The 12,856-nt window shown below is 62.5% G+C and carries 9 protein-coding genes; 2 read left to right on the top strand and 7 right to left on the bottom strand.

The genetic code is table 11. From position 1 onward, the window contains the following. Positions 1-20 precede the first annotated feature (20 nt). Complete coding sequence (locus C8K18_RS33390; protein WP_006050855.1) at positions 21-173, top strand: hypothetical protein; 153 nt, start codon at positions 21-23, stop codon at positions 171-173. A 322-nt stretch (positions 174-495) separates the two neighbouring features. Here C8K18_RS33390 and C8K18_RS23120 read toward each other — a convergent pair whose 3' ends face one another. Together C8K18_RS23120 and hemE are read right to left on the bottom strand one after the other, a co-directional pair. Next, a complete protein-coding gene (locus tag C8K18_RS23120; RefSeq protein ID WP_107710023.1) occupies positions 496-2,745 on the bottom strand; it encodes a primosomal protein N' in 2,250 nt (749 codons plus the stop codon). A 475-nt stretch (positions 2,746-3,220) separates the two neighbouring features. Next, a complete protein-coding gene (gene hemE / locus C8K18_RS23115) occupies positions 3,221-4,321 on the bottom strand; it encodes a uroporphyrinogen decarboxylase (RefSeq protein ID WP_107710025.1) in 1,101 nt (366 codons plus the stop codon). Between the two features lie 208 nt (positions 4,322-4,529). Here hemE and C8K18_RS23110 point away from each other — a divergent pair, with 208 nt between their 5' ends. Further along, positions 4,530-5,327: a transporter substrate-binding domain-containing protein gene (locus tag C8K18_RS23110; protein ID WP_006050852.1), complete on the top strand. Its 798-nt coding sequence runs from the start codon at positions 4,530-4,532 to the stop codon at positions 5,325-5,327. Between the two features lie 923 nt (positions 5,328-6,250). On the opposite strand, the gene C8K18_RS23105 is transcribed toward C8K18_RS23110, so the two are convergent. The 5 genes from C8K18_RS23105 to atpA form a co-directional block, all read right to left on the bottom strand. Further along, on the bottom strand, positions 6,251-7,981 hold the full coding sequence (locus C8K18_RS23105; RefSeq protein ID WP_107710027.1) for an AMP-binding protein: 1,731 nt from the start codon (positions 7,979-7,981) through the stop codon (positions 6,251-6,253). A 251-nt stretch (positions 7,982-8,232) separates the two neighbouring features. Further along, positions 8,233-8,658 carry a F0F1 ATP synthase subunit epsilon gene (locus tag C8K18_RS23100; RefSeq protein ID WP_006050850.1) on the bottom strand — a complete coding sequence of 142 codons (426 nt, stop codon included), beginning with the start codon at positions 8,656-8,658 and terminating at the stop codon, positions 8,233-8,235. Between the two features lie 110 nt (positions 8,659-8,768). Beyond that, positions 8,769-10,163 (bottom strand): F0F1 ATP synthase subunit beta, encoded by a 1,395-nt coding sequence (atpD, locus tag C8K18_RS23095; protein ID WP_006050849.1) that lies wholly within the window; start codon positions 10,161-10,163, stop codon positions 8,769-8,771. A gap of 125 nt (positions 10,164-10,288) precedes the next feature. Then, complete coding sequence (atpG, locus tag C8K18_RS23090) at positions 10,289-11,173, bottom strand: F0F1 ATP synthase subunit gamma (RefSeq protein WP_006050848.1); 885 nt, start codon at positions 11,171-11,173, stop codon at positions 10,289-10,291. A 139-nt stretch (positions 11,174-11,312) separates the two neighbouring features. Further along, positions 11,313-12,854, bottom strand: coding sequence for a F0F1 ATP synthase subunit alpha (gene atpA / locus C8K18_RS23085; RefSeq protein ID WP_006050847.1), 1,542 nt, complete (start codon positions 12,852-12,854; stop codon positions 11,313-11,315). Between the last annotated feature and the right edge of the window lie 2 nt (positions 12,855-12,856).

Here is a 12,856-nt window from a genome sequence, read left to right as displayed (position 1 = left end):
ACGGGGTTAAGGACAGCGAAATGGAAAAGTGGCTGGTCGTATTGGGCATCTGGGCGATGTGCGCAACCTGCGCTGTGCTGTTTATTCGCGGCGCCACGGGCGCGTCAGGCAAGCGCGAGCCTGCTGAAGGACGCGCGTCCGCCGGCGACGCGCAGGCTGCGTTGAACGATTGAGCGAGCGCTCACTGCGCGGCGCGAGCGCAACGCGCCGGTGAGTGGCCGGAGCCGGAAGGCGAACGTGAAGAAGCGAACACCGTGAGAGTCACCATGCTTTGTTCCAGCGACTACAGATCTTCCGCGCGATATCGGCAACTGGCGGCGCGTGGCGCGCCGGTTTCGTCGCGGGCATCGGCGGTATTGGGGACGCGCACAGCCACGCGGGTCGCCGCTGCGGCTCCGGCGCCCGCGGCGAGCTATTCGAATACGGTGCGAGCACGCGCCCGCACGGCGCGCAGCCGGTGTCGACACTGACGGTTGAGTCCGTCGCGCCTTGGGCTCAGATGTCGAGCGGATCGACTTCGAGGCTCCAGCGCAGCACGCCCTTCAAACCGCGCAGCAACGGCTGCCACGCGCGCAGCGTGGCCTGCAGCGCGGCGCGCGACGCGCTCTCGATAAGCAATTGCGCGCGATGCACGTGCATCACCTTGACGATGGTGAGCGGCACCGCGTCATAGACGGTCACGCGCTCGGCCGCCGGAATCCCGGCGAGTTCGGCGGCGGCCTGCTGGAGAAAGGCAAGCGCGGCTTCGAGCGTGCGGCCCTCGGCGCGCAGCAGCGCCTGATAGACGAACGGCGGCAAGTGGGCGTCGCGCCGCTCGGCCAGCGTCGAATTGGCGAAGCCGACGTAATCGTGGCGCCCAAGCGCGTGATAAAGCGCGTGCCGCGGATAACGCGTCTGCACCAGCACCTCGCCGGGCAAGCCGGCGCGGCCGGCTCGGCCGCTGACCTGCATCAGTTGCGCAAACAGGCGTTCGCTCGCGCGGAAGTCGTGCGAAAAAAGCGCGGTATCGGCGTTCAGCACGCCGACCAGCGACACGCGCTGAAAGTCGTGCCCCTTCGCGATCATCTGCGTGCCGACGAGGATGTCGACCTCGCCGGCGTGCACATCCGAAAAAAGCGCTTGCGCGCTGCCTTTGCGGCGCGTGCTGTCGGCGTCGATGCGCAGCACGCGCGCCCCCGGCACCGCGCTCGCCAGCGTTTCCTCGACGCGTTGGGTGCCGCGGCCCATCGGCTCGATGTCGACATTGCCGCATTCCGGGCACGAGCGCGGAATGCGCGACTCCCAGCCGCAGTGGTGGCAGCGCAGCGCGCGCTCGGGCTTGTGCAAAACGACATAGGCGCTGCAGCGTGGACAACCGGCGACCCAGCCGCAGGCGTCGCACGCGAGCTGCGGCGCGTAGCCGCGCCGGTTCAGGAATACGAGACTTTGCTCGCCGCGCTCGAGCCGCGCGTTCAGCGCCGCGATCAGCGGACCCGACAATCCTTCGACGGAAGCGCGTCCGCGCCGGCGTTCCTCTTCGAGATCGATCAGGCGCACGGTGGGCAGCACCGCATCGGCGACCGCGCGGCGCGACAACGTGAGCCGCTTGTAGCGTCCCTGATCGGCCTGCCACCAGCTTTCCAGCGACGGCGTGGCCGACCCGAGCACGACCGGCAAGCCAAGCTGCTTCGCGCGATAAATGGCGAGGTCGCGCGCCGAATAGCGCAGCCCTTCCTGCTGCTTGTAAGCAGGATCGTGCTCCTCATCGACGACGATCACGGCGAGCCGCGGCAGCGACGCGAGCACCGCGAGCCGCGTGCCCAGCACGATGCGCGCGCGGCCGGTGTGCGCCGCGAACCAGTTACGCGCTCGCTCGCCTTCGGCAAGGCCGCTGTGCAAAGTGACGATCGCCGTGTCGGCCAGCGCCGCGAAGCGGGCGCGAAAAGCCGCCTCGAATTGCGGCGTCAGATTGATTTCCGGCACGAGGACGAGCGCTTGCGCGTCCGCGTTGGCGGCGAGAATTTCCGCGAGCGCGCGCAAATAGACTTCTGTCTTGCCGCTGCCGGTCACGCCGTGCAGCAGGAACGGGGCAAAACCGCGCGCGTCGCGAATCGCTTCGACGGCGGCGGCCTGCTCGTCGGTGAGCGTGGGGAGCGTCGGCGGCGGCGTGGCTGTGGATGTTAGGGCCGGCAGGACTGTGGCGGCATCGACAAGCTCAAGTGCAACCCAGCCTTCGGCCTGCCATGCGGCGAGCGTCGCGATGGCTTTTGGGTGCAGCGCGCGGGCGTCGGCGGCAGAGAGAAAGTCGTTGGCCGCGAGCGCCTGCGCGAGACTTCGTAGCGCCGTGGCGCGCGCCGGCAAAGCGTCAGGCAAAGCCAGGCGGCCTTGCGGCGTCAGGCTGTAGCGCTCTTCCGGCGCGAGCAGCCGCGACCAGCGCGACGCGTCGCGCAGCGCCTGCGGCAACGCCGGCAGCGCCACCTCGCCAAGACCGCGCTGGTAGTAGTCGGCGGCAAAGGCAGCAAGCCGGAGCCATTCTGCCGACAGCGGCGGGCATGCGGTGCAGACACCGTTCACCGCGCGCAGACGGTCGGCGGGCACCTCGCTGTGGGCGGTCACTTCGCACACGAGCCCCACCGCGTCGCGCTTGCCGAACGGCACGCTCACCAGCGTGCCCGGCACGGCCGCCGTGGACATGTTCCAGCGGTAGTCGAAGAGGGTCGGCAGCGGGTGATCCAGCGCGACGCGAACGAACACGGCAGTAGTCATCGGCCAGCGTGGATTCTGGCGACGGCGAGCCGCGTCCCGGCACCGCGGTCCGCGCCCGGAATCGCCCGACGATGAGTTGTCCGCCCGAACTTAAAGTAAAACTTCAATTTCGGCGCTAAGTTTTGGATTCGGCTGAACAATTGCTGTCGACCCTGCACGCCTGTGGATAACTTTGTTGAGAACTTCGCTCCAACGGCCCGCAAACCGCGCCGCAGCGGCCTTCTGTGGGATTCCGCACATTTCTCGCGGAAGCCGCGAAACCCTTGCCAGACAAGGCTGAGATCAAATAAGCGGGCAATGCGCAAGGGTTCCGACACGACTAAAGCTTCTACCGCGCCGCAACGTGATCAATGTGTATAAGTCAAGTCTTGACAACTGCGAGAGTGCCTGCTGACGGCCCGCAACCCGCGAACTTTCCCTTAGTTGCAGAGCCCAGCGTGCTGCATCGCAGCAAAAAACGGTAGGAATTGCAACGTCAGGCGGGTGCATGCGCGCCGCTGCGAATCGCGCGGCTGTGGCGATGCACTTCGTCGACGAGTTCGGCGACGTTTTCCGGCGGCGTGAACTGCGAGATGCCGTGGCCGAGGTTGAACACATGCCCCGGATGATTGCCGAAGCTGTCGAGCACGGCCCGCGCTTCCATGCGGATGGCGGCAGGCGGCGCGAACAAAACTGACGGGTCGATATTGCCCTGCAACGCCACCTTGCCGCCGACGCGCTCACGCGCGTTGCGCAGGTTGACCGTCCAGTCGAGGCCGACCGCGTCGACACCGGTCTCGGCGATTTCGTCGAGCCACAGACCGCCGCCCTTCGTGAACGTGATGACCGGCACCTTCTGGCCGTCATGCTCGCGCTTCAACTGATTCACGACCTGCTGGATGTAGTGCAGCGAAAAGCGCTGATACGCGCCGTCCGCGAGCGCTCCGCCCCACGTATCGAAGATCATCACGGCCTGCGCGCCGGCTTCGATCTGCGCGTTCAGATACGCCGCGACCGAGCTGGCGTTGATCTCGAGAATGCGATGCATGAGATCCGGGCGCGCGTAGAGCATGGACTTGACGGTGCGGAAGTCCGCCGAGCCGCCGCCTTCGACCATGTAGCACGCCAATGTCCACGGACTGCCCGAAAAGCCGATGAGCGGCACGCGTTGACGGCCTTGCGCGTCCGTCAGCGCACGGCGAATCTCGCGCACGGCGTCGGTCACGTAGCGCAGCGTGGCGTCGATGTCCGGCACGGCGAGGCGCGCGACGTCGTCTTCGGTGCGCACCGGCCGCGCGAATGTCGGCCCTTCGCCGGCGACGAACTCGAGGCCGAGGCCCATGGCGTCCGGCACCGTCAGGATGTCGGAGAACAGAATGGCGGCGTCGAGCGGATAGCGCTCGAGCGGCTGCAGCGTGACTTCCGTTGCGAAGGCCGGGTTTTTCGCGAGCCCGAGAAAGCTGCCTGCGCGAGCTCGCGTGGCGTTGTATTCCGGCAGGTAGCGGCCAGCCTGCCGCATCAACCAGACGGGCGTGTAGTCGGTGGGCTGGCGCAGCAGCGCGCGCAGGAAAGTGTCGTTCAGGAGGTTATGGGCCACGTTGCGTGCGACTGAGGGCAAAGGGGCATTTTACCGGACGACGCCGCCGCATTCCGTCCAATGCGGGCAATAACTGCGGTGCGCGAGTTCAGGCCATTTTCCGCAGAAGGTCGCCCTACTGCAACCTGGCCGAACGGCCGATGTTCAAGGCAAAATTGCCGGGCTATCATCCGACAGCCTTATAACAACGCATAACCAAGGAGACTCAATGAAGAAGGTTGCACTCGCATTGCTCAGCGTCGTGGCGGGCGTACTAATCCACAGTGGCGCGGTTCAGGCGCAAGCGTCCGGCACACCCGCGACAGCTTCGCGGCTTGATGACATTCTCGCTCGCGGCACGCTGCGGGCCTGTACGACCGGCGACTACAAGCCGTATTCGTTCTATAAGACGGACGGCCAGTTCGAAGGCATCGACATCGACATGACGGAGTCGCTTGCCAAGTCGCTCGGCGTCAAGGCGGAGTACGTCAAGACTTCGTGGTCGAACCTGATGAACGACTTCGTCGCCAAGTGCGATATCGGCGTGGGCGGTGTTTCGCCGACGCTCGAGCGGCAAAAGCGCGCGTTCTTCACGCAGGCTTATATGGTCGACGGCAAAACGCCGATTGTCCGTTGCGACGACGTCAACAAGTATCAGACCGTGGCGCAGATCGACCAGCCCGCAACGCGCGTGATCGTGAATCCGGGCGGCACGAACGAACGTTTCGCAAAGCAGTTCTTTTCTCACGCGAACATGACCGTCTATCCGGACAACGTGACGATCTTCAAGCAGATTCTCGCTGGCAAAGCCGATGTGATGGTGACGGACGCGTCCGAGACCCTGTTACAGCAAAAGCTCAATCCTGGCCTGTGCTCGGTGCATCCGGACAAGCCGTTCCAGTACGGCGAAAAGGCGTGGCTGTTGCCGCGCGGCGACGTGGCTTTCCAGCAGTACGTCGACCAATGGCTTCACCTGGCGCGCGCTACTGGCGAATATCAGGCGGTGTCGGATAAGTGGTTGAAGTGAGGTGAAGGTGCGGCCGTGGCGTTTCTTGATGCCCTCTTGATGCGCTCGAGGACGGCGCGCGGCCGCGCGAGTTTCTGTTTCCAACGGCTGCCCGCGTGGTTATGCCTGCACAAAACGCGGGCGGCTTAATGTAACGCGGGCGGCGTGAGCTTGGCGCGAGTCGAACGAGACTGAAACCTGGCTGGACCGGTGAACAGACCCTCGTGCGCTTTTGACGCCGGCTCCCTTTGCTGCGGCGCATTCATGGTTGCAAGCGTCGCTGCGAAGATTTTGGGCATCGTCCATTGAGTTGTAACAGCGGCGGTTCATGATCGGAAAGATGAATCTGCAACCATTTCATGCGGAATCGCCTTAACGATTTATGCGGCGCCATGCTTCACGAATAGCATGAAACAAGCGTATTAAATTGCGCTGCAGTCATCGGTAAAACTTGCTTTTTTAACACTTCATTTCCGCAATAAATCCCGCAACGCCTTATCTGGCGGGCGTTACAACCTGAAACACTTTGTTACGGCGCTCCTGGATTAATTCGCCCACAATGCCCTCAACGGTTTCAACACGGATGTGGCGGGGTGCGTGGTGTGAGCGGATACGATGCACTTGCCGGTCGGCTTAGGCCGAAGCCCTGCGAAGGGGCATCCCTGCTGGGGCCGTAGTCGACGCAGGGTCGTCGTCTCAGTTGGTTCCTACTTTGGTCTCCTCGCGCTAACCCCGTAGCGTGTGGTTTTTAGCGGGCTCCAGGCCCGCTTTTTTTTCGTCTCGCCAAACGTTTGCGCAGTGCAAGATGGCAGCTTTTACCTGCTAGTTCGCGCTGTTTCGACGATTTGGCCATGTGTGAAATTCGCGGCGTGCAGCATGATTGCGGCGATAAAGAAGGCCGCCCGAGGGCGGCCTTCTTTGCAATGGCTTTCCGTTCGCGCCGTTCAGGCGGTCTTCCCTTGCTCCAGCTTCAGTTCGTCGATCATGCGCTCACGCATGACGAACTTCTGCACCTTGCCGGTCACGGTCATCGGCAGTTCGTCGACGAAACGAATGTACTTGGGCACCTTGTAATGCGCGATCTGGCCATGACAGAACTGCTGGATTTCCTCTGCCGTCGCCTGTTCGCCTGAACGCAGCACGACCCAGGCGCACACTTCCTCGCCGTACTTCGCGTCCGGCACGCCGAATACCTGCACGCTCTGGATCTTCGGATGGCGGAACAGGAACTCCTCGATCTCGCGTGGATAGACGTTCTCGCCGCCGCGAATCAACATGTCCTTCAGACGGCCGACGATGTTGCAATAGCCTTCGGCGTCGAGCGTCGCCAGGTCGCCGGTGTGCATCCAGCCATCCACGATGCTCTCGCGCGTTTTTTCTTCGTCGCCCCAGTAGCCCTGCATCACGGAATAGCCGCGCGTGCACAGCTCGCCCGTTTCGCCGACCGGTACGATGTTGCCAAGCGGATCGATGATTTTCACCTCCAGGTGAGGCTGGATTCGGCCGACGGTGGTCGTGCGCTTGTCGAGCGGATCGGTGGTCGAGCTCTGGAACGACACAGGGCTCGTCTCCGTCATGCCATAGGCGATCGTGATCTCGCTCAGATGCATCCTCGAGACGACCTTCTTCATCGTCTCGATGGGGCACGGCGAGCCCGCCATGATGCCCGTGCGCAAGCGCGAGAGGTCATACGAGGCAAAATCCGGATGATCGAGTTCCGCGATGAACATGGTCGGCACGCCGTGCAAAGCCGTGCACTGCTCTTCGGTGACGGCCGCGAGCGTCGCCGCCGGGTCGAAAGCCTCGCCCGGAAATACCATGTTCGCGCCCACCGACACGCACGCCAGCACGGCCAGCACCATTCCAAAGCAGTGATAGAGCGGCACCGGGATGCACAGCGCGTCCTGCTCGCTCAGATTCATGGCCATCGCGATATAACGCGCGTTGTTGACCACGTTGCTATGCGTGAGCGTCGCGCCCTTCGGATTGCCGGTCGTGCCGCTGGTGAACTGGATGTTGATCGCCTCGTGACACGACAGCGTCTCGCCGATTGCATCGAGCCGAGCGACGTCGAGGGTCGCACGCCCCTGCTCGATCAAGTCGGAGAAGCTGAGCATGCCCGGCGTTTCGGTGTCGCACATGCGGATGACGTAGCGCAGTTCCGGCAATCGAGCCGCATGCAGATCGCCGGGCGCATGCGTCGCAAGCTCGGGCGCGAGTTGCTGCAGCATCTCCAGATACATCGACGTCTTGAAGCGCTCTGCCGCGACTATCGCCTTGCAGCCGACCTTGTTCAGCGCGTATTCGAGTTCGGAAAGCCGGTAAGCCGGATTGATGTTGACGAGCACCGCGCCGATGCGCGCGGTCGCAAACTGCGTCAGCAGCCATTCGACGCGATTCGGCGACCAGATGCCGACGCGATCGCCCTTCGCAATGCCCAGCGCGAGCAATCCGGCGGCCAATATGTCCACTTCGTCGGCGAATTCCTTCCATGTCCACCGAATTCGCTGCTCTCGAAACACCACCGCGGGCCGGTCCGGAAAGCGCCTGACGGTCTCGCGCAAAAACTCGCCGATGGTCGCTTCGCTCAACGGAATGTCTGTCGATCCACGGACGTACGAGAGCCCGTCTTTCGGCTGGATGATTGCGCCTTCGCCTGACACTTGCGTTGCCATGGTGCTGTCTCCGTGAGCAATTCGCCCTATTGAAATGATTTTGAAACCGATTGTGCCACCGGCGCGCGGTCGTCCGGCATCAAGTCTTACCCGCAGCAGGTCCGCTCGTGTCGACGGCTCTTCGTGGCCGGCAGTCGCGCGGACGGTCACGGACACATAATGTCGATTACCTTTCCGTAAACGTCAAGTCGAGGTCAAAAAAAAGCAGCCACGCGGGCTGCTTTTTCTCTACTTTTTCTCAAACGTGCTGCTTAGCCTTGACCGCGCAGTTTGCGCAGACGCTGGATCGCAGCAAGCTGAGCCGTCGCGTACGCCAGTTCCGCTTGCGCGGTTGCATACTCGAGGTTCGAGCCCGTGTTCTGCAGTGCTTCTTCCGCGCGCTTGCGCGCGTCTTCGGCCTTGGCTTCGTCGAGATCCTTGCCGCGGATTGCTGTGTCGGCGAGAACCGTCACAGCGCCCGGCTGGATTTCGAGAATGCCGCCGGCGACGAACACAAACTCTTCTTCGCCGTTTTCAGCTTCGATGCGCACCGCACCCGGACGAATCCGCGTGATGAGCGGCGTGTGGCCCGGCAGAATGCCGAGTTCACCTGCTTCGCCCGGCAGCGCGACGAACTTCGCCTGGCCCGAGAAGATCTGCTCTTCCGCGCTGACGACGTCTACCTTGATAGTTGCCATAAATGTCGACTCCTGGGTTGAGCGTAGTGAGAGGCACCGGCTTCGCGTGTGGGATGCCCAGAGCATCCAATAAGCGCGGACTCCGGCGCCCGCTTCGTTACACCCGACCTTTACTGGATCTTCTTGGCCTTTTCGAAGGCTTCGTCGATCGTGCCGACCATGTAGAAGGCTTGTTCCGGCAGGTGGTCGCACTCGCCTTCAACGATCATCTTGAAGCCGCGGATCGTTTCCTTCAGCGGAACGTACTTGCCCGGCGAGCCCGTGAACACTTCAGCGACGTGGAACGGCTGCGACAGGAAACGCTGGATCTTACGAGCGCGCGCCACGGCGAGCTTGTCTTCCGGCGCCAGTTCGTCCATGCCCAGAATCGCGATAATGTCGCGCAATTCCTTGTAGCGCTGCAGCGTTTGCTGCACGCCGCGCGTGATCGAGTAATGCTCTTCGCCGATCACGTTCGGGTCGATCTGACGCGAGGTCGAATCGAGCGGGTCCACGGCCGGGTAGATACCCAGCGAAGCGATGTCACGCGACAGCACGACCGTTGCGTCCAGGTGGCCGAAAGTCGTAGCCGGCGACGGGTCGGTCAAGTCATCCGCAGGGACGTACACGGCCTGAACCGACGTGATCGAGCCGGTCTTGGTCGACGTAATACGCTCTTGCAGCTTGCCCATTTCTTCAGCCAGCGTCGGCTGATAGCCCACTGCCGACGGCATACGGCCGAGCAGTGCCGACACTTCAGTACCGGCCAGCGTGAAACGGTAGATGTTGTCGACGAAGAACAGCACGTCGAGGCCTTCGTCACGGAAGTGCTCAGCCATCGTCAGGCCGGTCAGCGCGACGCGCAGACGGTTGCCCGGCGGCTCGTTCATCTGGCCGTACACCAGCGCGACCTTGTCCAGAACGTTCGAGTCCTTCATTTCATGATAGAAGTCGTTCCCTTCGCGGGTACGCTCGCCAACACCGGCGAACACGGAGTAACCACCGTGTTCCTTAGCGATGTTGTTGATGAGTTCCATCATGTTCACGGTCTTGCCCACGCCGGCGCCACCGAACAGGCCAACCTTACCGCCCTTCGCGAACGGGCAGATCAGGTCGATAACCTTGATGCCGGTTTCGAGCAGTTCGGTCGACGGCGACAGTTCGTCGAACGCCGGAGCCTTCTGGTGAATACCGCGAACCACGTCCGAGTTGATCGGACCGGCTTCGTCGATCGGACGACCCAGCACGTCCATGATCCGGCCGAGCGTCGGCTTGCCGACCGGCACGCTGATCGGATGGCCGGTGTTCTTCACGACCGTGCCGCGGCGCAGACCGTCGGATGCACCCAGACAGATGGTACGGACAACGCCGTCGCCCAGCTGTTGCTGGACTTCGAGGGTCAGTTCCGAACCTTCGAGAATGAGCGCGTCGTAAATCTTCGGCATGTCCGTACGCGGAAATTCCACGTCGATAACGGCGCCGATGCACTGTACGATCTTGCCTTCTACCAAAGCAGTAGTACTCATCGCTTTTCCTTTAGATACTCAATTCTTCACTCGCGCAAAGGCGCTGTTTCGATGGGATCGCCCAGACCGTTGCCCGGACGGTGCGCCACACGGGCGCACACGAAGCGGATTGCCTGACCTGAAGGTCAGACCGCCGCCGCGCCACCGACGATTTCCGACAGTTCTTTCGTGATCGCGGCCTGACGGCTCTTGTTGTACACAAGCTGCAGTTCGTTGATGACCGTCTTCGCGTTGTCCGAAGCGGCCTTCATGGCGACCATGCGGGCCGACTGCTCCGACGCCATGTTTTCCGCGACGGCCTGATAGACCAGCGCCTCGACATAACGCACCAGCAGTTCATCGACCACTGCCTGCGCATCCGGCTCGTAGATGTAGTCCCACTGCGTGGTCGGCGTCGCGCCCTGCTCTTCCTTGCGCTCGAACTGATCTGCCGACAGCGGCAGCAGTTGCTCGATCACCGGCTCCTGCTTCATCGTATTGACGAAGCGCGTGTACGCGAGATACACCGCCGAAACCTTGCCTTCCGAGTACAGATCGAGCTGCACCTTCACCGCGCCGATCAGCTTTTCCAGATGCGGCGTGTCGCCGAGATGCACGACATTCGATACCACCTTCGCGCGCAGACGGTTCAGAAAACCCAGACCCTTGGTGCCGATCGCAGTTGCTTCGATCGTCTTGCCCTGACCTTCGAGTTCCTTGAACTTCTGCAGCGCCGCGCGCAGCACATTGGTGTTCATGCCGCCGCACAGACCTTTGTCGGTCGTGACGAGGATGATGCCCGCCGTCTTCGCGCCTTCGTTCGACACCATGAACGGGTGACGATACTCCGGGTTCGCACGGCTCATGTGTGCAGCAATATCGCGGACCTTGTCGGCGTACGGGCGAGCAGCGCGCATGCGCTCCTGAGCGCGACGCATCTTCGATGCGGCCACCATCTCCATCGCTTTCGTGATCTTGCGCGTGTTTTGCACGCTCTTGATCTTGCCGCGAATTTCCTTCATTCCAGCCATTGCTTGCTCCTTGTCGGCCGGGGTTAGCGCCTGAGCGCTGACCCAGGTCCCATGCAAAGCGATCGAAACAGCGCGGGAGCGTACACATGCGGCCCGCGCCGCTTCAAAGTCCTTTTATGCCTTGCGGATCACTCGCAGATCAATAAGCGCCGGACTTCTTGAAGTCTTTGACGGCCGTGTGCAGCAGGCCTTCGTCGTCCTTCGAGAGTTCCTTGTTGTCTTCAATGCGCTTGACCAGGTCAGCGTGACTCGACTTCAGATATTCGCGCAGGCCCTTTTCGAACGGCAGCACTTGCGACACTTCCAGATCGTCCAGGTAGCCATTGTTCGCGGCGAACAGCGAGATAGCCAGTTCCCACACTTGCAGCGGCTGATATTGCGGCTGCTTCAGCAGTTCGGTCACACGGCGACCACGCTCGAGCTGCTTGCGGGTTGCTTCGTCGAGGTCCGATGCGAACTGTGCGAATGCTGCCAGCTCACGATACTGCGCGAGGTCGGTACGGATACCGCCCGACAGCTTCTTCACGACCTTGGTCTGAGCCGCACCGCCGACGCGCGACACCGACACGCCGGCGTTAATTGCCGGGCGGATACCTGCGTTGAAGAGGTCGGTTTCCAGGAAGATCTGGCCGTCGGTAATCGAGATCACGTTCGTCGGAACGAATGCGGTCACGTCGCCAGCTTGCGTTTCAATGACCGGCAGCGCCGTCAGCGAACCGCTCTTGCCCTTGACTTCCCCGTTGGTGAACTTCTCGACGTAGTCTTCCGACACGCGAGCAGCACGCTCCAGCAGACGCGAGTGCAGATAGAACACGTCGCCCGGATACGCTTCACGGCCCGGCGGACGGCGCAGCAGCAGCGAGATCTGACGGTATGCCCAAGCCTGCTTGGTCAAGTCGTCATAAACGATCAGCGCGTCCTGGCCGCGGTCGCGGAAGTATTCGCCCATCGTGCAGCCGGCGTACGGCGCCAGGTACTGCATGGCAGCCGATTCCGAAGCCGAAGCGGCGACGACGATCGTGTATTCCAGCGCGCCGGTTTCTTCGAGCTTGCGCACCACGTTCATGATCGACGAAGCCTTCTGGCCGATCGCGACGTAGATACAGAAGAGGTTCTTGCCCTTCTGGTTGATGATCGCGTCGACTGCGACTGCGGTCTTGCCGCACTGGCGGTCGCCAATGATCAGCTCGCGCTGGCCACGGCCAACCGGCACCATCGCGTCGATCGACTTCAGACCGGTTTGGACCGGTTCCGAAACCGACTTACGCCAGATCACGCCCGGAGCGATCTTTTCGATTGCGTCGGTCTTCTTTGCGTTGATCGGGCCTTTGCCGTCGATCGGGTTGCCCAGTGCGTCGACCACGCGGCCGAGCAGTTCCGGACCAACCGGCACTTCCAGAATGCGGCCCGTCGTCTTGACGATGTCGCCTTCGGAGATGTGCTCGTACTCACCCAGAATCACGGCGCCGACCGAGTCACGCTCGAGGTTCAGCGCAAGACCGAAGGTGTTGCCCGGGAATTCGAGCATTTCGCCCTGCATCACTTCCGACAGACCGTGAATACGCACGATACCGTCGGTCACGGAGATCACAGTGCCCTGGTTGCGAACGTCTGCGCTCGCTTCAAGGCCCTGGATCCGGCTCTTGATCAGCTCGCTGATCTCAGAGGGATTGAGTTGCATTA

The organism is Paraburkholderia sp. GV068 (genome assembly GCF_003058125.1).
In the GTDB taxonomy this organism is placed as follows: domain Bacteria; phylum Pseudomonadota; class Gammaproteobacteria; order Burkholderiales; family Burkholderiaceae; genus Paraburkholderia; species Paraburkholderia graminis.
Note: the sequence above shows the minus strand (reverse complement) of the source record. Positions and strands in the feature narration are given on the sequence as shown.